General features: G+C 40.1%; 18 protein-coding genes and 1 pseudogene. 8 read left to right on the forward strand and 11 right to left on the reverse strand.

What is annotated here, in order from left to right; genetic code table 11:
- Positions 1–550: 550 nt before the first annotated feature.
- Positions 551–1123: a nucleotidyltransferase family protein gene (locus tag RRU92_RS01080; protein ID WP_315640028.1), complete on the reverse strand. Its 573-nt coding sequence runs from the start codon at positions 1121–1123 to the stop codon at positions 551–553.
- Positions 1104–2102: a Holliday junction branch migration DNA helicase RuvB gene (ruvB, locus tag RRU92_RS01085; protein WP_315640029.1), complete on the reverse strand. Its 999-nt coding sequence runs from the start codon at positions 2100–2102 to the stop codon at positions 1104–1106. The genes RRU92_RS01080 and ruvB overlap by 20 nt, the downstream gene beginning before the upstream one ends.
- 123 nt (positions 2103–2225) lie before the next feature.
- On the opposite strand from ruvB, the gene RRU92_RS01090 reads away from it, so the two are divergent.
- Positions 2226–2318, forward strand: coding sequence for a type I toxin-antitoxin system Fst family toxin (locus tag RRU92_RS01090; protein ID WP_000970382.1), 93 nt, complete (start codon positions 2226–2228; stop codon positions 2316–2318).
- A 316-nt stretch (positions 2319–2634) separates the two neighbouring features.
- On the opposite strand, the gene RRU92_RS01095 is transcribed toward RRU92_RS01090, so the two are convergent.
- Positions 2635–3440 (reverse strand): IS5 family transposase gene (locus tag RRU92_RS01095; RefSeq protein WP_315639137.1). Its coding sequence is split into 2 segments (ribosomal slippage): positions 2635–3063 and positions 3066–3440, totalling 804 coding nucleotides; the frame shifts between segments, so codons are not numbered across the junction.
- Between the two features lie 22 nt (positions 3441–3462).
- Here RRU92_RS01095 and RRU92_RS01100 point away from each other — a divergent pair.
- Positions 3463–3615, forward strand: a pseudogene (locus tag RRU92_RS01100) (site-specific integrase); the annotation flags it as partial.
- A 517-nt stretch (positions 3616–4132) separates the two neighbouring features.
- Here the strand turns inward: RRU92_RS01100 and RRU92_RS01105 are convergent.
- The 8 genes from RRU92_RS01105 to leuS all read right to left on the reverse strand — a co-directional run bounded on the left by RRU92_RS01105 (position 4133) and on the right by leuS (position 11433).
- Entirely contained in the window at positions 4133–4486 is a 354-nt protein-coding gene (locus tag RRU92_RS01105) for a type II toxin-antitoxin system RelE/ParE family toxin (protein ID WP_315640030.1), read from the reverse strand.
- Positions 4476–4760 (reverse strand): type II toxin-antitoxin system RelB/DinJ family antitoxin, encoded by a 285-nt coding sequence (locus RRU92_RS01110; protein WP_315640031.1) that lies wholly within the window; start codon positions 4758–4760, stop codon positions 4476–4478. Before RRU92_RS01110 ends, RRU92_RS01105 begins: the two co-directional genes overlap by 11 nt.
- Before the next feature lie 533 nt (positions 4761–5293).
- On the reverse strand, positions 5294–5716 hold the full coding sequence (locus RRU92_RS01115; protein WP_315640033.1) for a GNAT family N-acetyltransferase: 423 nt from the start codon (positions 5714–5716) through the stop codon (positions 5294–5296).
- Positions 5717–5727: 11 nt separating this feature from the next.
- Entirely contained in the window at positions 5728–6420 is a 693-nt protein-coding gene (locus tag RRU92_RS01120) for a GNAT family protein (protein WP_315640035.1), read from the reverse strand.
- A 121-nt stretch (positions 6421–6541) separates the two neighbouring features.
- Positions 6542–6955: a YjdF family protein gene (locus tag RRU92_RS01125; protein ID WP_315640036.1), complete on the reverse strand. Its 414-nt coding sequence runs from the start codon at positions 6953–6955 to the stop codon at positions 6542–6544.
- A 141-nt stretch (positions 6956–7096) separates the two neighbouring features.
- Positions 7097–8329: an acyl-CoA thioesterase/BAAT N-terminal domain-containing protein gene (locus tag RRU92_RS01130; protein WP_315640037.1), complete on the reverse strand. Its 1233-nt coding sequence runs from the start codon at positions 8327–8329 to the stop codon at positions 7097–7099.
- Positions 8330–8385: 56 nt separating this feature from the next.
- Positions 8386–8841 (reverse strand): MarR family winged helix-turn-helix transcriptional regulator, encoded by a 456-nt coding sequence (locus tag RRU92_RS01135; protein WP_315640039.1) that lies wholly within the window; start codon positions 8839–8841, stop codon positions 8386–8388.
- 90 nt (positions 8842–8931) lie between these two features.
- Positions 8932–11433 (reverse strand): leucine--tRNA ligase, encoded by a 2502-nt coding sequence (gene leuS / locus RRU92_RS01140; RefSeq protein ID WP_315640040.1) that lies wholly within the window; start codon positions 11431–11433, stop codon positions 8932–8934.
- A gap of 239 nt (positions 11434–11672) precedes the next feature.
- Here leuS and RRU92_RS01145 point away from each other — a divergent pair, with 239 nt between their 5' ends.
- From RRU92_RS01145 to RRU92_RS01170, 6 genes are all read left to right on the forward strand, one after another.
- A complete protein-coding gene (locus RRU92_RS01145) occupies positions 11673–12689 on the forward strand; it encodes an NAD(P)H-dependent glycerol-3-phosphate dehydrogenase (RefSeq protein WP_315640041.1) in 1017 nt (338 codons plus the stop codon).
- 21 nt (positions 12690–12710) lie between these two features.
- Positions 12711–13610: a UTP--glucose-1-phosphate uridylyltransferase GalU gene (galU, locus tag RRU92_RS01150; protein ID WP_315640043.1), complete on the forward strand. Its 900-nt coding sequence runs from the start codon at positions 12711–12713 to the stop codon at positions 13608–13610.
- A 147-nt stretch (positions 13611–13757) separates the two neighbouring features.
- Positions 13758–16220 carry a penicillin-binding protein PBP1B gene (pbp1b, locus tag RRU92_RS01155; protein ID WP_315640044.1) on the forward strand — a complete coding sequence of 821 codons (2463 nt, stop codon included), beginning with the start codon at positions 13758–13760 and terminating at the stop codon, positions 16218–16220.
- A 101-nt stretch (positions 16221–16321) separates the two neighbouring features.
- The gene (locus tag RRU92_RS01160; RefSeq protein ID WP_315640045.1) at positions 16322–17233 is read left to right on the forward strand and encodes a DMT family transporter; all 912 of its coding nucleotides are present in this window, start codon (positions 16322–16324) and stop codon (positions 17231–17233) included.
- Between the two features lie 84 nt (positions 17234–17317).
- The gene (dapD, locus tag RRU92_RS01165; protein ID WP_248034990.1) at positions 17318–18016 is read left to right on the forward strand and encodes a 2,3,4,5-tetrahydropyridine-2,6-dicarboxylate N-acetyltransferase; all 699 of its coding nucleotides are present in this window, start codon (positions 17318–17320) and stop codon (positions 18014–18016) included.
- 61 nt (positions 18017–18077) lie between these two features.
- Positions 18078–19208 (forward strand): N-acetyldiaminopimelate deacetylase, encoded by a 1131-nt coding sequence (locus RRU92_RS01170; protein WP_315640046.1) that lies wholly within the window; start codon positions 18078–18080, stop codon positions 19206–19208.
- Positions 19209–19211 lie beyond the last annotated feature (3 nt).

Raw genomic sequence — 19211 nt, forward strand, 5'->3', positions numbered from 1 at the left:
TTTATAAAAAACTAAATACCAAAAAATTTTACGACAAACAGCCATGTTACTTGGATATTTTCCCTTTTTCAACATGATAACCAATGGTGTACTCTTAAAAATTTTTGATATGCAGCTCAATCTATAACGCCTTATTATAGCACATTAGAGGTCACTTTGTCCAAAGATTTGTGTAAAAAATATATTAATACAAATGACTTATTCTTTTTCTATATTTTACCTGAATTTAAGATTCTTTTTTTATCCAATAATCATCTATTTACCTTTAAAAAATCAAATATTATTGTAAAAAATCAGTAGGATGAAATAAAATATAAACAAATTGACCAGAAAGAAAAGTCCGATCAATTTCTAGCAATGTTTTAAAATCCGTAGCGTACTATTCTAGGTTCAATCTACTATATATCGAATCATCGCTCCATCAAAAAAAGCCGCCTGATTGGGCGACTTAATTTTTTATAGGGAGATTATTATGAAAAAGTTTTAGGAGTATAAGTTAAGGTCTTTTTAACTTATGAGATAAGTATACAGCTCCTATCTTAAAGTTTCCTTAAGTATTTTTAAATGTGAGATTTTTCCATTTCTCCTGCCAATTTTTCTTTGCTAAACGCTTTTGATAGAGCTTCATTCGGTCTTCATTTTCTAAGAAATGAGGAGTTGGACGAACCTGAAAGTTCAAAATATCCTCCAAACCATAAGGGGCAAAGAGTTCTAAAGTTGCGTCAGCATGCAAGCGAAGACCTATCGCCGTACAACGTTCAGGATATTTACTCATGGCATCACAGGAATTTCTATACGGAGGTGTGTGGGGGCTATGCTGATGCATATAGACTTGATTTTTCAGCTCCCACTGATACTGGGGAAAGTCCTCTCTCAACTTGCTTTCTATAGCCAGCGTATCTTCATAACTCACATCTGGATCAAAGAAAATCACATCCACATCCGTTTCACGGTCAAAGGCTGGCTTATCTGACAAGAGATTCCAGATAAAATTTCGGACCGAACCAGCCGCCAACCAGGAATCTTTCAACTCCAAGTCACGGATAATAGTCAGAATAGCCATCATGTCAGGATTTTCTCTGAAAGAATCTAAAATTTCAGCTTTATTTTTCAATGTATTCATACCCCAAATGTTCATAAGCCTTGGCTGTCGCGACCCGTCCTGAACGAGTTCGCATGATAAAGCCCTTCTGGATCAGGTAAGGTTCATACATATCCTCTACCGTCTCACGCTCTTCGGCGATATTTACAGAAAGTGTTCCTAAACCGACAGGACCTCCACCGTAGACCTCAATCATGGTGCGAAGAATTTTCTGGTCCACATAGTCCAAGCCTTCATGGTCTACATCCAGCATGGTCAAAGCCTTATCCGTAATCACATCATCAATCAAGCCATCGCCCATAATCTGCGCAAAGTCTCGCACGCGCTTGAGGAGACGATTGGCAATACGAGGAGTTCCACGACTACGTAAAGCTAACTCCGAAGCTGCTTCATGAGTGATTTCCATCTCAAAAATATCTGCCGTCCGCTCGACAATCTCTGTCAAGTCATCATGGGCATAATACTCCATGTGACCAGTAATCCCAAAACGTGCACGAAGTGGATTCGATAGCATTCCTGCTCGTGTCGTCGCACCAATCAAGGTAAAAGGTGGCAATTCCAGATGGACACTGCGACTACCTTCCCCCGCACCAATCATGATGTCGATGTAGAAGTCTTCCATAGCACTGTAAAGCACCTCTTCCACCGACATAGGCAAGCGATGAATCTCATCAATAAAAAGAACATCTCCTGGCTCCAAGTCATTCAAAATCGCTACCAGATCACCGGCTTTTTCGATAACGGGACCAGACGTTTGTTTGAGATTGACTCCCAGTTCATTGGCAATGACAAAAGCCATGGTTGTTTTCCCGAGACCTGGAGGGCCAAACAAAAGAACATGGTCCAGCGCCTCATCACGCATTTTTGCTGCTTCGATAAAGATTTGAAGCTGATCCTTGACCTTATCTTGACCGATATATTCACGTAAATATTGAGGACGAAGGGTACGTTCTACCAGCTCCTCATCACCCATGATTTCATTATCTAAAATTCTACTCATGGCTCTATTATATCAAAAATCCAAGCCACAAACAAAAAAGCCACCTGGTTGGGTGATTCCCGAGTTTAGATATAATATTCTACGGCACTGCTACACCGCCTGCGAAATGAGGTGAAATAGCCCATGATGGAACTAGTACTCAAAACTATCATCGGACCAATTGTGGTCGGTGTCGTTCTTCGCTTAGTCGATAAATGGCTAAACAAGGACAAATAGTGTCAAAAAAGACCCCTAGCTTATTTGGACGTGAGCTTGGGGTCTTTTCTAGCCTATGATATAGAACTAGTACTCAATTCCTTTTTATTATCCCATAGTTCACAAATTTTGTCAAAGTTTTACTCCCTTGTCCAATAATACTTTCAAGATTAAGAGAAAGTTAAAAATTATCAAGGAACAACAAAAGATTACATCACTATCAATGAACATGGGCGCTCATCAACTCAAATCAGTCAAACCAACATTTTAATCCACGAAATGAAACGATAGGCTTACACATGATGTACCACTTCTTCACATTAGACTTCCTGCGAAACTAGAATCCTAGTTCACGATTGATAATGCCAGTAATCAAATTCATTCGTAATCCAAACCGTTTGCGTCGATTTCGATAGGTTGTTGAAAATATTTTAAACGTTTTTACTTTGGCAAAAATATTCTCAACCTTGATTCTCTCTTTAGATAGCGCATGGTTATAGGATTTATCTTCAAGAGTTAGTGGCTTAAGTTTGCTTGATTTCCTCGGAGTTTGCGCTTGTGAATACATCTTCATGAGTCCTTGATAACCACTGTCAGCCAAGATTTTACCAGCTTGTCCGATATTTCTGCGACTCATTTTGAACAATTTCATATCGTGGCAATAGTTCACTGCAATATCCAAAGAAACAATTCTCCCTTGGCTTGTGACAATCGCTTGAGCCTTCATAGCATGGCATTTCTTTTTACCAGAATAATTGGCTAGTTGATTTTTTTAGGACGATTTATTTTTACCTCTGTTGCATCCACAATCACCGTATCCTCAGCACTAAGATGAGTTTTTGAAATCGTAAAGCCACTTTGAATAAGAGTTGATTCAACCCATTGACTCCGACGAATTAAGTTGCTTTCGTGAATGCCAAAATCAGCCGCAATTTGTTCATAAGTACGGTATTCGCGCATGTATTGAAGAGTAGCCATGAGGAGATCTTCTAAGCTTAACTTAGGGGTCCGTCCACCTTTTGCGTGTTTACGTTGATAAGCTGTTTTTAATACGGCTAACATCTCTTCAAAAGTAGTGCGCTGAACACCAACAAGGCGTTTAAAGCGTGCATCAGTTAATGGTTTACTTACTTCATAATTCATAGTTTTATTGTATCATATTTTGTTTCGCAGGAAGTCTATTATTTCACGAGTCCCAACCGAGCAGTTTGGGCAGGCACTAGGTCATACAAAAATCTATATGACGGATCGTTATAACCAAGTTGAGGACGAACTCACTGAAACGACAATAGACCTATTTCTTAGTCATATTCACTAAAAAATCCCCGCCAATTCCCCGACCAAAATCCTAAAAATACCGAAATTTATTGGAAAATGATGTTTAGGAAACTCCCAAAAGCCTGAAATAGAGCCAAAAAACTCCACCTGATTGGGTGGAGTTAAGGGAGATTATTATGAAAAAGAAAAGTTTAGGATTTTATTAAATAAAGTTAGGAGGTCTTTATTTAATAACTACATGATACAAGACGAAACTTAAAACTAGCTTAACTTTTCTCAAATTTTACTATTCTGCAAAAAATTTCTATCACTAGCACCTCACCACGCAAAAAAGCCACCTGATTGGGTGACTTCATTAGGAGATTATGATGAAAAAAGTTTAGGATTTCATTAAATAAAGATTACTCAATGAAAATCGAAATCAGACTAGGCAGAGCGACGCAAGCATAACTAAAGTTAGGTAAGTCGACTCTAACGAAGTATGGTGAGATTTTCGAAGAGTATTAGGAGGTCTTTATTTAATAGCTAAATGATACAAGACAAGACTTAAAGTTAGCTTAAGATTTTGAACTTTTTTTATTATCTTTTTGTAGTAAGGTAACATAGTCACTCTTGGTATGAAATAAATGGGAGAGAAAAACAGTCTTTTGTGTCTGATCAATAAAGTAAAGCAAAACGTATTGATCTATAATTTTTCCTCGTGTAGGAAACTTACTATTAATCTTTACACCGATTTTCTCATCTGCATCAAAACCAGCCTCAGGAAAGACTTCTAGACTTTTTAAGCCGTCTAAAATTTTTACTACAGTATTTTTCGCAGATTGAGGGGCTAAAAGTACCGTAGCTATATATTCGTGTATATTTTCGATAGCTTGTTCAACTTCTTTTGAAAGAATCACTTTATAAGCCATAGCGTGCCCTCACATTGTCTAGGGAAGTTCCTTCACCTGCCTCATATTCTCTCAAGGCACGTTCAGATTGGGCTTGTAGTTCAGCAATTAACTGCTCTCTATGCAAATCTTCGGCCGTCTTAATAGGCAAATCTTGTTCTAGAACTATTTGCTCTACAAATAAAGAAATAGCATCTGTCATTGTCATGCCCTTTTCCTTGATAATATTTCTAGCTTGCTCCATAGTAGCTTCATTTAGTTTGAAATTGTATTGTTTCGATACGCTTATAGCCATGATATATCTCCAATCTATACGATATAGATTGATTATATACTAGATATAGATTTTCATCAAGAAAAGTATTTTTCTCATAGCCTTACCTCCTCGCTAGATAGTATATTTTTACACGAGATTTCCTCGACAATCTTCTTTTTGAAAAATTTAATTCTTTCATATTTCGATACCTTTTGATAAAACCACGATAGATCAGATACTTTTTATCAGGATCTCAAGTAGGTCATTAAAAAGTTTAATAACACCAATTTTAAAGGCATCAAGTTTCTAAACAATAGAAGATTCGGCGATCTTTGTATTATATGGATATCCGCGTTATCCTTGACACGAACTTTTACTTTTGTTCAAAACAACGAATACCAATGAAATATCGCTGAAAGTCACATAACAAAAAAAGCCACCAAATTGGGTGACTTTATTAGGAGATTATGATGAAAAAAAGTTTTAGGATTTCTATTAAATAAAGTTAGGAGGTCTTTATTAATAACTAAATGATACAGGATAAGACTTAAAGTTAGCTTAAGTGAAAAAAATTATTTTAAATTTTCTCGGTCCACCAAAATCATGCCCGTACACTGGAAACTAGATAAGGTTTCAAACCCCAGAGAACGATAAAATCCCAAGTTTTTTTCTGTTTGTTCTGTCGCTAGTTGGATTTGGTAGGTATCCTTATAATCGGATAAAGCCTGCTTCATCAAGGTGCTGCCAATTCCTTGACGCTGATAGGTAGGCAAGACGATCAAATCCTGGACAAAAACCGAAGAAAAACCGTCTCCAATCAAGCGAACTAGACCAACGACTTCCTCACCATCACGGGCAAGATAAGTCGCTAGCGAATGAGACAAAGCCTGGGACAACATTTGGGGCTGATTGGTATAATTTGTCCAACCAACTGCCTGGTAGAGATGCAAAACGTAATCAAGTGAAACAGATGTTTCTTTTGTTATCTTAATCATAGCAAACCTTTCTAACATTCTCTAAGGGATTTCAACTGTTGCCCATTTTCATCAAAATTTTCCGAACGCAACCACGATTCAAAACGAGCTTTGACCTTTGGCCAGTCCTTATCAATCATAGACATCCAGTCCGTATCCCTAGTACGCCCTTTATAAATAACAGCTTGACGGAAAGTGCCTTCGTAGACAAAGCCCAAACGTTCTGCTGCTTTTCTAGAAGGTAGATTTAGTGCATCACATTTCCACTCATAACGGCGATAGTTGAGCTCTTCAAAAACATAACGAGCAAGCAAATAGTGGGCTTCTGTTCCCATCCTGGTCTGTTTGAGAGCAGGAGAAAAGGTCACCGCGCCAACTTCAATGGTGCGATTGACTTGGTCAATACGCATGAGAGAAAAAGTCCCCAGCGCCTTTTCAGTCACTTTATCGATAATCGCATAATAGAAGCGATCCTTGCGCTCAATCATCTGCTTTAAAGCAACGATTAATTCTTCAAGATTTTCTACTGGTGGTTGAAAGAGATAGGTCCACATATCACGAGGACTATCTGGACCATAAACAGCCAGCAAATCCTCCGCATGCTTTTCCACTGACAGAGCTTCGATAATCGTATACTGTCCCTCTATCCGTACAAGCGATGGTAAAACTCCAGGTGTATCGTCTACAGGTTCACCAATCATCTGACCATATTCATTTACTGGCATATCTTTCTCCTTGTCTTACTCTTATAAGTTTAAAGATGTGAATAGTATATCACATCTCACAGGTAATCTACAAAAAATCCTCCAGATTATGGAGGATTGATCAAATATGGGAACGAGTGAGTTAATGCCCCTTGTGCTTCTCTCTACGTTTTTGCTGTTTGCGTTCGAATTTCTCTTGTTTGAGCAATTGTTTTTGGACACTAGATTGATGTTTTGAAATCTTTTTCCTTTCCTCATACTGCAACTGCAATAGTTCTTTCGACGTGGAAGAAACTTTTTGATTTACTTGTTTCCTCACCATTCGTTGTAATCGTTTAGGATTCTTGATTTTTACATGTTGCTTAATTGTAGTTTCTGGACTAAAAGATAATTGAGTAAACTGAGTCTGTAAAATCTCTAGAATTTCATCATCTTTTGGCTCCTGACCAAATGTCACACGACAAACTTGATAAGTTTCTCGATACACTTGTTCAAACAAACCATGCCAAAATCCATCTTCAAAATAAACTGTCAATCCAATTGAAATTGTTTCCACGACAGCACCTCCTTAAATCTATCCCTAAGAATGGACTACCAAGGAGGAAGGTTACTGATAGGCTTGCCTACGTCTGGACTACCAACCAGAACTGTGTTTTTATCTTAGTTGGGACTATTATAGCATATTTATAATCTTATGTTATTGCTTCTTCAAATACCTATCAAAAAAATGAATCGTAGCCAACCAAGAATCCTTACTCTCTTTCATCAATAAACGCCAATCTTTTCGATAACGGTGATTTGGTTGATAAGCCACTGTCAACATGTGACCTGTTTCATGATATTTTTTAAATGTAATGTGGTGTCCTTTATAATCTGAGACAATATCATCAATTGCTGACGAGGCATCCCATATTTCATCAACAGTACTTCCGAGCAATAAGATTGGTGAATGCATTTGACCAATATCTATCTTAGCAGTACGATCTTTAGGGAAGCTTTTTCTAAAAAGTTTGCTGAATAGATAATCTCTAAGTCGAAACTTTTGATAGGGAAGTTCTCTTTGCAAATACGTCCAAGAAGAAGTATGGGAGTTCCATTTCCCTTTTATCCCTTCATACACCACATCAGAGGGTGAATTTAGTACCAAACATTGAACGTCATTAAAAATGCTCTCCTCAGCTAAAACTAACTCTGCTCCCTTAGACCGTCCATAGATTCCAATTCTTTCACTATCTACTTGATGATGCTGACGTAGATAATCCTTTGCTTCCACAAGGCACTCTAAAGGAATACGTTCCAAATGTTTTGGCAACCCCTCTAAACCAAAGTAGGCAACTGCTAGGCAAATATAACCTCTAGAAGATAGAAGCTGAGCTATATTCTGTGCCTTTTCAATCCTTCCTTCACTACCGCTCACAATAATCAATGCTGGTGCTTTTATTGCCTTTTTATCATAAAAGAGTCTCCCTTGAAAATGTTGCCCGTAAATATCTTGATGGCTAATTTGCGAACTCATGTAATGTCTTGTGAAAGTTCTCTCTGCAATGACAGTACTTCCTTGCATAATTTTGACTTCCACAAAAAAATGATCTAATAAGGGAATTTTAGAAAGAGAGTTTGACAGTTTCTTTTTCTTATTGGTCAAGGGCTTGGCATTAAAGAATAACCCCTTTGTTGCAATATCTTCATCAGAGCCAGAACAAGATGGAGTTTGTGAAATATCAATAATACCATTCTTATCTGATACAAAAGTCGCTGTTGATTTCCATAAGACATCATGAGCTAATAGCATGGGAGCATTGATACAATAATAATCGGATAGAAACATTTCGACTCGATAGGTTTCTCTTGGTTTTAAGCCATCGATGAAAATATTAAAAGATTCGTCTGCTAAATCAGACTCTGAAATCAGTTCAATTTTTATATTCATATCTTCCTCTTTTTGTTAATATGATTAACAATATAGTTTTAAAATTACCGTGATTTTTACCACGGTAATTCTCGCCATACCTTTTCAACATCATCCATCAATTTCACAACTGTTTGAAGCTCCTCCTCGCTATAGTTGTTTAAAACTGAAAAGACCGATTCTTCAATATATGCTTGTTGCTCCTTATGGATTTTAAAAACTTCGATACCTTTTTCAGATAATCTCAAATATTTATTTTTCCCATTATTCGGAGCAAAATCAAAAACAACTAAATTTTTTTGAATTAATCTCCTAACACTTTGAGTTATTGCACTTCTCGAAACTTTTAATAATTCAGATAATTTCACTAGATTTAAGGGCTGATTTTTCCCAATCACAACAATCAAATGTACCTCATTCAACGTAATGGATTTGTCAATACTAATTTTATGTTGTGTTTTTTTTAACTGTTCAAACGCTAAAATAAATCTATTGAAACGATTATTAAATGTAATAAATTCTTTTTTATCCATAATCTCTCTTTTCTTTGTTAATTATATTAACAAAATAGAAACTTCTTGTCAAATAAAAATCCTCCAGATTCTACTCTGAAGGATTCATTTTTATTTCACAACAATATTCACAAGCTTGTTAGGGACACTAATCACCTTCACAATTTCTTTGCCATCGATCTCTGCCTTAACTTTTTCGTTAGCCAGAGCCACTTCTTGCAATTCTTCACGTGAAAGGTCCTTCGCAACCATCAATTTAGCACGGACTTTACCTTTGATTTGAACGACGATTTCGACTTCGTCTTCAACCAATTTGCTTTCGTCCCATGTTGGCCAAGCCACGTAAGAGATAGACTCACCTGTTGCTGCGACTGTTTGCCAAAGTTCTTCTGCCAAGTGAGGCGCAAATGGGGCGATCAATTGGATAAAGCCTTTGGCGTAATCCACATAGAGTTTGTCTTCCTTATTAGCCGCATTGACAAAGACCATGAGTTGGGCAATGGCTGTGTTGAATTTCATAGACTCGATTTGCTCTGTAACAGATTTAACGGTTTCGTTGTAAACCTTGTCAAGAGCGCCATTGTTTTCCGCAACGATTTCTTTACTTGTAATCAAACGGTAAACACGGTCAAGGAATTTACGGCTTCCTTCCAGACCTTCTTCTGACCAAGCGATGGAAGCATCAAGTGGCCCCATGAACATTTCATAGACGCGAAGGGTATCCGCACCGTATTGTTCCACCACATCATCTGGGTTGACAACGTTCTTGAGGGATTTAGACATCTTGGCTGGTGCTTGCTCCAACTCTTCCCCTGTTTCCACATGGAAGAAGGAACCGTCACGTTTTTCAACCTTGTCAGTTGCCACAAGTGCGCCACGGTGGTCACGGTAGCTTGTTCCCAAGATCATTCCTTGGTTAAAGAGTTTTTGGAAAGGTTCTTTGGTTGGAACAACACCGATATCATAGAGGAATTTGTGCCAGAAACGAGCGTAAAGCAAGTGGAGAACAGCGTGTTCTGCACCACCCACGTAGATATCTACTGGCAACCATTGTTTGAGAAGGTCCTCATCGGCTAATTTCTCAGTGTTGTGTGGATCGATATAGCGAAGGTAGTACCAGCTTGAACCTGCCCATTGTGGCATGGTGTTGGTTTCACGACGACCTTTGACACCATCTTCACGAGTCACTTCAAGCCAGTCTGTCAAGTTCGCCAATGGACTTTCCCCAGTACCTGAAGGGCGAATGTCCTTGGTTACTGGCAAGACAAGTGGGAGTTCACTTTCTGGAACAGCTGTTGAAGTTCCATCTTCCCAATGAATGATTGGGATTGGTTCACCCCAGTAACGTTGACGGCTAAAGAGCCAGTCGCGGAGACGGTAGGTAACCTTTTCTTGACCACAGCCTTTTTCTTCCAACCAAGCCACAATTTTAGAAATAGCGTCTTCTTTGTTCAATCCATCTAAGAAGTCAGAATTAACATGAAGTCCATCTTCTGTGTAGGCAGCTTCTTCAACGTTTCCACCTTCCAAGACTTCTACAATTGGAAGTCCAAACTGTTTAGCAAATTCCCAGTCACGTTGGTCGTGGGCAGGTACGGCCATAACGGCACCTGTACCGTAGCTAGCAAGGACATAGTCGGCAATCCAGATTGGAATTTCTTTACCGTTAACAGGGTTGATAGCATAAGCTCCAGTCCAAACACCTGTTTTTTCCTTGGCAAGGTCTGTACGAGCCAAGTCTGATTTAAGGCTGGCTTGGTGTTTGTAGTCCGCTACAGCCTCAGCTTGTTCGGGACTTGTGATAGCGTCTACCAAGTCATGCTCAGGCGCCAAAACAGTGAAAGTAGCACCGAAAAGGGTGTCAGGACGAGTGGTAAAGACGGTGAATTCCTTGTCTGTTCCTTTTACTTTGAAAGTGACATTGGCACCAGTTGATTTACCAATCCAGTTGCGTTGCATGTCCTTGATAGACTCTGGCCAGTCAAGGTCATCCAAGTCATTGAGCAAGCGCTCAGCATAGGCAGTGATTTTAAGCATCCATTGACGCATCGGTTTGCGGACAACAGGATAGCCACCACGCTCAGAAGTTCCATCAGGAAGAACTTCTTCGTTTGCGATAGCTGTTCCCAATTCCTCAACCCAGTTTACTGGCACTTCAGCTTCATAAGCCAAGCCTTTTTCGTAAAGCTTAGTGAAAATCCATTGCGTCCACTTGTAGTAGTTCGGATCTGTAGTATTGACTTCACGGTCCCAGTCGTAAGAGAATCCAAGCGCATTGATTTGGCGTTTGAAGTTGGCAATGTTTTCTGCTGTGAATTCCGCTGGGTCATTACCTGTATCCATAGCGTATTGCTCTGCAGGCAAACCAAAAGCATCCCACCCCATTGGGTGAAGGACATTGTAGCCTTGGGCACGTTTGAAACGACTGAGGATATCCGTTGCTGTGTAACCTTCTGGGTGTCCTACGTGCAGACCCGCTCCAGATGGGTAAGGGAACATGTCAAGCGCATAAAACTTAGGTTTTGAAGCGTCTGTTCCTGTCTTAAAAGTGTGATTGTCAGCCCAGTATTTTTGCCACTTAGGCTCGATTTCTTTATGATTGTAAAAACTCATGCTGTCTCTCCAATTTTCGTGATGCTCCTATTATACCATTTTTAGGGGGAATATTGCTCCTCTTTTCGTGTTTTTTATCGTTTCTCCCTTTTAAAACTAGACTATTTTACAAATAAATTCTAAAAATTCTCTAATATATATAATTTATCATTCAATTAATTCTTCATAAATAATATAGATGCAAGATAGGGCTTTTTATGGTAGAATATAGGAAAGTGCTTTCTCAGAAGGAGGGAAATATGGACAAACAAACCATCGCTGTTTTAGGGCCTGGTTCTTGGGGTACTGCGCTGTCACAAGTTCTAAATGACAACGGACACCAAGTGCGTATCTGGGGAAATATTCCTGATCAAATTGATGAAATTAATACACAACATACTAACAAACGCTATTTTAAGGATACTGTATTAGACGAAAAAATTGTTGCCTATCATGATTTGGCAGAAACCTTGAAGGGGGTTGATGCCGTCTTATTTGTGGTACCAACCAAGGTGACCAGATTGGTAGCTCAACAAGTGGCTGCTGTTTTGGATCATAAAGTGGTGGTCATGCATGCTTCAAAAGGCCTCGAACCAAATAGTCACAAACGTCTTTCAACCATTCTTGAAGAAGAAATCCCTGAAGAACTTAGAAGCGAGATCGTCGTCGTATCTGGTCCTAGCCATGCCGAAGAAACAATTGTACGCGACATTACCTTGATTACGGCTGCTTCTAAAGATTTACAGACTGCTCAATATGTTCAAAAACTCTTTAGCAACCACTACTTCCGCCTTTATACCAATACGGATGTGATCGGAGTGGAAACAGCTGGTGCTCTTAAAAATATCATCGCTGTTGGTGCAGGTGCCCTGCATGGACTTGGATTTGGGGATAATGCAAAGGCTGCTATTATCACGCGCGGGCTGGCAGAAATTACCCGTCTGGGGGTTAAACTTGGAGCAAATCCATTAACTTACAGTGGACTTTCTGGGGTTGGAGATTTAATCGTTACCGGAACTTCTGTCCACTCACGTAACTGGCGTGCAGGAGATGCTCTTGGGCGTGGCGAAGCCTTGGCAGATATCGAAGCAAATATGGGAATGGTCATTGAAGGTATTTCAACAACCAAAGCTGCTTACGAATTGGCGCAAGAACTCGGAGTTTATATGCCTATTACTCAAGCCATCTACCAAGTTATTTATGAAAATGTTAATATTAAGGATGCCGTTTCTGAACTCATGAGCAATGAGTTCAAGGCAGAGAACGAGTGGTCTTAGTCACCGTTAGAAAGGAAGCTCATGAAGCAAAAAGTTAGAAAAGCCGTTATCCCTGCTGCAGGACTTGGAACTCGTTTCCTACCTGCAACTAAAGCTTTGGCCAAAGAAATGTTGCCAATCGTGGATAAACCAACCATCCAGTTTATCGTTGAAGAAGCTCTCAAGTCTGGAATTGAGGACATTCTTGTCGTAACAGGAAAGTCAAAACGTTCTATCGAAGATCATTTCGACTCAAACTTCGAGTTAGAATATAACCTCAAGGAAAAAGGAAAAACCGACCTTTTGAAACTAGTTGATGAAACAACTGGTATGCGCCTTCACTTTATCCGTCAAACACACCCACGTGGCCTCGGAGATGCCGTTTTACAAGCCAAAGCTTTCGTCGGGAACGAACCCTTTGTGGTCATGCTTGGAGATGATCTCATGGATATCACAAATGACAAGGCCGTTCCATTGACCAAGCAACTCATGAATGATTATGAGAAGACTCATGCTTCTACTATCGCTGTCATGCCTATCCCACACGAAGAAGTTTCTTCATACGGTGTTATCGCTCCTCAAGGAGAAGGAAATGACGGTCTTTACAGTGTTGAAACCTTCGTTGAAAAGCCAGCACCTGAAGATGCACCAAGTGATTTAGCTATTATCGGTCGTTACCTTCTCACACCTGAGATTTTCAGTATTCTTGAAAATCAAACACCAGGAGCAGGAAATGAAATCCAGCTAACAGATGCTATCGATACCCTCAACAAAACCCAACGAGTATTTGCTCGCGAGTTTAAAGGCTCACGTTACGATGTTGGAGATAAGTTTGGATTTATGAAGACTTCCATCGAATACGCTCTCAAACATCCACAAGTCAAAGACCACTTGAAGGACTACTTGATTGATCTTGGAAAAGAACTTTCAGGAGACAAATAAACAATTTACCAAACAGTCAGATTTAGTTTAAATCTGGCTTTTTTGATGTCTAAATCCCAAGAACCAATCCCTATCTAACCCCCATTCTAAGCCTAATTTCTTGCAAGAGATGCTTTTATGGTATAATAATAAAGAGTGAGGAATTCTATGAACAAACATGTAACAAGAATCAAACAAAAAGGACTGGCCTTACTTCGGTCTCTAAAATTAACAATTTCCAAAAAAAATCCAGATAAAAATAAGAAAGTCAAAACAAAACTAACCATTTGGACTATTGGGGCCAAGATTTTACTTGGAATAAAAGCAACTTTTAACACACTTTTCATCCTAGCTTTTATTGGCGGTCTCCTCGGGACTGGGGTTGTTTTGGGGTATGCTGTTTCTCTCTTTGATCAAGTTAGTGTCCCTCAAACGGAGGATTTGGTTAAACAGGTCAACAATATTTCATCTATTTCTGAGATTCGCTATGCAGATGGTTCTATGATTGGGGCTATCGAGAGCGATCTTTTGCGAACATCTGTCGCATCCGATGCCATCTCAGAGAATCTCAAGCAAGCTATCGTTGCAACCGAGGACGAACACTTTGCAGAGCACAATGGTGTCGTTCCTAAAGCTGTCATTCGTGCCAGTCTAGGAAACTTTATCAGCCTTGGTTCTTCGAGTGGTGGTTCTACCCTAACACAACAGCTCATCAAACAACAAGTAGTTGGTGATACTCCTACGCTTGCTCGTAAAGCTAGTGAAATCGTAGATGCTCTAGCCCTAGAACGTGCTATGAATAAGGATGAAATCCTGACTACCTATCTAAATGTTGCACCTTTTGGTCGCAATAACAAGGGGCAAAATATCGCAGGTGCTCAGCAGGCTGCAACTGGGATTTTCGGAGTGGATGCTAGTAAACTAACCATTCCTCAAGCAGCTTTCCTAGCAGGTTTACCACAAAGCCCTATTTCCTACTCACCTTATGAGTCTACTGGTGAGATGAAGAGCGAAGAAGATATTGAACTTGGAATCAAGCGCTCAAAAGATGTTCTTTACAATATGTACAGAACTGGAGTCCTTAGCCAAGAAGATTACGAAACCTATAAAGCATACGATATTAAGAAAGACTTCTTGCCAGCAGAAAATGTCAACGTAACTGCTAAAGGTTTCCTCTACTTCTCTGCCCTCGATGAAGCGACGAACCTCATGTATGATTATCTAATCAAAAAAGATAACGTTTCTGAACAAGAGCTCAAAAATGAATCTATCCAAAAATCTTATCATGAATTGGCTGAAAAAGAGATTCAAAATGGCGGTTACCGTATCACAACTACAATCGATAAAGCTATCCATTCTGCCATGCAAGGTGCAGTTGCAAACTATGGCTACCTTGTCGATGATGATACTGGTCAACCAGAAGTCGGAAATGTCTTGATGGATAACCAAACAGGCGCCATTTTAGGATTTGTCGGTGGTCGTGATTACCAAAGTAATCAAAACAACCACGCCTTTAACACTAAACGGTCTCCTGCTTCAACTACTAAACCTATCCTAGCCTACAGTATTGCGATTGACCAAGGTTTTATGGGAAGTGCAAGCGTCTTATCTAACTATCCAACTAACTTCTCTAACGGAAATCCGATTATGTATGTCAATAGTTCTGGTACTGCCATGATGAGTCTGAAAGAAGCTCTGAATTACTCTTGGAATATCCCAGCCTACTGGACCTATCAGTTACTTCTTCAAAAAGGAGTTGATGTCCGTTCCTACATGGAAAAAATGGGCTACGAGATCCCAGAATACGGCATTGAGAGTCTTCCTATGGGTGGAGGAATCGATGTCACTGTAGCCCAGCATACAAACGGCTACCAAACCTTGGCTAACAATGGTGTTTACCATAAGAAATACATGATTTCAAAAATCGAGAAGACCAGCGGCGAGGTTATCTATGAGCACAAAGACGAACCTGTACAAGTCTACTCTAAAGCAACTGCAACCATTATGCAGAGCTTACTAAGAGATGTGATTTCTTCCCAAGTGACTTCAAGCTTCCAGAGCGATCTTGCTGCAATCAACCCAAGTTTGGCAGGTGCTGACTGGATTGGTAAAACTGGTACTACCAATGAAGATGGCGATATGTGGCTCATGCTTTCAACTCCAAGATTAACCCTTGGTGGTTGGCTTGGTCACGATGATAACCGACCACTTGGTAAAGGTGCAGGACACTACCGTAATGCAAAATATATGGCTCATCTGGTAAATGCCATTCAACAAGCAGCCCCTTCTTCTTGGGGTTCAGAACGTTTCAAACTCGATCCAAGTGTCACTTCATCACAAGTCCTCAAATCAACTGGTCAAAAACCAGGTAAGGTTACTATCAATGGTAAAGAGATTAATGTGACTGGTGAAATGGTAACAAGTTACTGGGCTAACCAAAATGGTGCTCCGACTACCACTTATAAATTCGCTATTGGTGGAAGCGATGCAGACTACCAAAATGCTTGGAACACCATTTTAGGAAGTCTTCCTAAAGCATCTTCTTCCTCATCGAACAATAGCAATAACAATAATAATCGTAATAATACTTCTAATAGTAACGGGAACAGAAGCAGCAATCAACGGCGCTAACTAAACAGCACAATCATTGAGAGTGGGAAAGAAAATTTCTGAAAGAAATGATTTTTCTCCACTCTCTTTTTTCTTTTTTCATTTCATGGTACAATAGCAACATGAATAAATATCAAAAGAATATTTTTAAGGGAACCATTTATTCTCTCCTATCTGGCCTGATCTGGGGGATCTGCGGAATTTTAGGAGAGTACTTTTTTTCACATTATCAAGTATCTTCAGGGTGGATTACTTCTATGCGTCTACTCGTCGCTGGTAGTTTCGTAATCGTCTTATCTAGTATAAAACTCCGGTCCCAGCTCTTCGAGATCTGGAAAAATCGAAACAATTACCTGCCTTTTCTGGCCTATGCTATCTTAGGGATCTTCTCCGTACAATTTTTCTTTTATCTCTGTGTGGAGTACTCCAACGCTACCACTGCCACCATCCTCCAATTTATCAGTCCTGTCTTTATACTTCTATATAATCGCATCATCTACAAGAAAAAAGCTTCTAAAAAAGCAATTTTCTATGTTTTGACTGCTATGATTGGGGTCTTTTTGATGGCTACCAAAGGCGATTTGTCTAAGCTATCCATCACTCCTCTTGCTTTACTGACAGGACTTCTCAGTGCCCTAGGTGTCATGTTCAATGTTATCTTACCCCAACGCTTTGCTAAAAAATACGGTTTTGTGCCAACTGTTGGTTGGGGAATGATTATCGCTGGACTTTTTAGTAATTTTCTCTACCCTGTTTATAAGATTAGCTTCCAGGTTGATGCCATCAGTATCTGTATTTGTTTGACCATTGCCTTTTTGGGAACTGCCTTTGCCTTTTTCCTATCGATGAAGGCTGTCTCTCTCGTTTCTCCCTTGGTGGTGTCAGTCGTCAGTGCAAGCGAACCGCTATCCTCTGCTATTCTAAGCGTTCTTTTCCTTGGCATGGTTCTGGATAGTTTCTTGGTACTGGCCATGATTTTGATTATCGTTCCTATGGTTTTCTTGTCCATCGAAGAATCTAAATCCAAGAATTAAACACCTTCTTTTAACACTTAAGGCTTCAAAATTGAAGCCTTTTTTGGTAGAATAGTAAGCATTACAAAGAGTGAGGAGACACCTATGACTGCTACAAAAATGAATGCACAAGAAATTATCCAATTTATCGCAAATGCTGAGAAAAAGACAAGTGTAAAAGTGACCTTTGAGGGGCAACTTGCTGGAGCTATCCCTGCCTCTGTTATCAAGCTTGGGAATGTTCTTTTTGGAGACTGGAAAGATATCGCTCCACTTCTTGAAGGACTTACAGAAAACAAGGACTATGTTGTTGAACAAGATGCTCGCAACTCTGCTGTGCCTCTCCTTGATAAACGTGATATCAATGCGCGTATCGAGCCAGGTGCTATCATCCGTGACCAGGTTGAGATTGGCGACAACGCTGTTATCATGATGGGGGCTGTTATCAATATCGGTGCAGAAATCGGATCTGGCACTATGATTGATATGGGAGCTATCCTTGGTGGACGCGCTATTGTCGGTAAAAATAGCCACGTTGGTGCAGGTGCTGTTCTTGCAGGCGTTATCGAGCCAGCTAGTGCTGAGCCTGTCCGTGTCGGTGACAATGTTCTCATCGGTGCTAACGCTGTGGTTATCGAAGGTGTTCAAATCGGTAGCGGTTCTGTTGTTGCAGCAGGAGCCATCGTCACTCAAGATGTTCCAGAAAATGTTGTGGTAGCTGGTGTCCCAGCTCGTGTTATCAAAGAAATCGATAGCCAAACCCAACAAAAAACAGCGCTAGAAGATGCGCTTCGCACCTTGTAATTAGTAACAGAGGCGGAAATATTTCCAGCCTCTTTCTCGTATCAATAGAAGGAAATTAGATATGTTAGATTTAATTCAAACTCGACGCGATCTTCACCAAATTCCCGAGATTGGTTTAGAAGAATTCAAAACTCACGCTTATTTACTCAATGTCATTGAAACATTAACAGCTGGTAAGGATTTTGTTCAGATTCGTACCTGGCGAACAGGTATTTTAGTTTACTTGCAAGGAAGTCAGCCAGAACGTACCATTGGTTGGCGAACAGACATCGACGGACTCCCAATTGTTGAACAAACAGGCCTTCCTTTTGCCTCTCAACACCAAGACCGTATGCATGCTTGTGGGCACGACTTTCACATGACCATTGCCCTTGGAAGTCTCGAACGCGCCTTAGAAAACCAACCAAAAAACAATCTCCTCTTTCTCTTCCAACCTGCGGAAGAAAATGAGGCAGGCGGTATGCTCATGTATGAAGATGATGCCTTTGGTGACTGGTTGCCTGATCAATTCTATGGACTTCATGTTCGCCCCGACTTAAAAGTTGGACAAATTGCGACCAATACTCATACACTCTTTGCAGGAACATGTGAAGTTAAGATTCGCTTTAAGGGTAAAGGTGGTCACGCTGCATTTCCACATGAAGCCAACGACGCTCTGGTTGCTGCGAGCTATTTTGTGACCCAAGTCCAGTCAGTCGTCAGCCGTAATGTTGATCCTATCGAGGGAGCTGTTGTCACTTTCGGTGTTTTTCAAGCTGGGACAACCAATAATGTCATAGCTGATACAGCCTTCTTGCATGGAACCATTCGAGCTCTCACACACAGCATGAGCCTCTTGGTTCAAAAACGTGTCAAAGCTATCGCTGAAGGTGTCGCAGCTGCTTTTGATATGGATGTGGAAGTTGAACTCAAGCAGGGAGGTTATTTACCAGTCGAAAACAACCCTGAACTAGCCCGTGAATTGATGACCTTCTTTGATGAAAAAGAGGGAATTGAACTAATCGACATCGAACCTGCCATGACAGGAGAAGACTTTGGTTATCTTCTCTCCAAGGTTCCTGGTGTCATGTTCTGGCTTGGAATTGATAGTCCCTATGCTCTTCACCATCCACAGATGAGTCCTAAGGAAGAAGCTCTGGCAATTGGAGTCGAGGCTGTATCAAGCTTTTTAGCCAAGAAAGCTGCGGAGTAAACT

Source organism: Streptococcus sp. DTU_2020_1001019_1_SI_AUS_MUR_006 (assembly GCF_032340315.1).
Classification (GTDB): domain Bacteria; phylum Bacillota; class Bacilli; order Lactobacillales; family Streptococcaceae; genus Streptococcus.

What these genes read in the sequence shown, in the direction of transcription:
- RRU92_RS01110 (WP_315640031.1), bottom strand. Translation starts at nt 4,760, where the DNA reads ATGGCTATAAGCGTATCGAAACAATACAATTTCAAACTAAATGAAGCT.
- RRU92_RS01160 (WP_315640045.1), top strand. Translation starts at nt 16,322, where the DNA reads ATGAATAAATATCAAAAGAATATTTTTAAGGGAACCATTTATTCTCTC.
- leuS (WP_315640040.1), bottom strand. Translation starts at nt 11,433, where the DNA reads ATGAGTTTTTACAATCATAAAGAAATCGAGCCTAAGTGGCAAAAATAC.
- RRU92_RS01105 (WP_315640030.1), bottom strand. Translation starts at nt 4,486, where the DNA reads ATGGCTTATAAAGTGATTCTTTCAAAAGAAGTTGAACAAGCTATCGAA.
- RRU92_RS01130 (WP_315640037.1), bottom strand. Translation starts at nt 8,329, where the DNA reads ATGAATATAAAAATTGAACTGATTTCAGAGTCTGATTTAGCAGACGAA.
- dapD (WP_248034990.1), top strand. Translation starts at nt 17,318, where the DNA reads ATGACTGCTACAAAAATGAATGCACAAGAAATTATCCAATTTATCGCA.
- RRU92_RS01090 (WP_000970382.1), top strand. Translation starts at nt 2,226, where the DNA reads ATGATGGAACTAGTACTCAAAACTATCATCGGACCAATTGTGGTCGGT.
- RRU92_RS01115 (WP_315640033.1), bottom strand. Translation starts at nt 5,716, where the DNA reads ATGATTAAGATAACAAAAGAAACATCTGTTTCACTTGATTACGTTTTG.
- RRU92_RS01080 (WP_315640028.1), bottom strand. Translation starts at nt 1,123, where the DNA reads ATGAATACATTGAAAAATAAAGCTGAAATTTTAGATTCTTTCAGAGAA.
- RRU92_RS01170 (WP_315640046.1), top strand. Translation starts at nt 18,078, where the DNA reads ATGTTAGATTTAATTCAAACTCGACGCGATCTTCACCAAATTCCCGAG.
- galU (WP_315640043.1), top strand. Translation starts at nt 12,711, where the DNA reads ATGAAGCAAAAAGTTAGAAAAGCCGTTATCCCTGCTGCAGGACTTGGA.
- RRU92_RS01145 (WP_315640041.1), top strand. Translation starts at nt 11,673, where the DNA reads ATGGACAAACAAACCATCGCTGTTTTAGGGCCTGGTTCTTGGGGTACT.
- RRU92_RS01120 (WP_315640035.1), bottom strand. Translation starts at nt 6,420, where the DNA reads ATGCCAGTAAATGAATATGGTCAGATGATTGGTGAACCTGTAGACGAT.
- RRU92_RS01135 (WP_315640039.1), bottom strand. Translation starts at nt 8,841, where the DNA reads ATGGATAAAAAAGAATTTATTACATTTAATAATCGTTTCAATAGATTT.
- ruvB (WP_315640029.1), bottom strand. Translation starts at nt 2,102, where the DNA reads ATGAGTAGAATTTTAGATAATGAAATCATGGGTGATGAGGAGCTGGTA.
- pbp1b (WP_315640044.1), top strand. Translation starts at nt 13,758, where the DNA reads ATGAACAAACATGTAACAAGAATCAAACAAAAAGGACTGGCCTTACTT.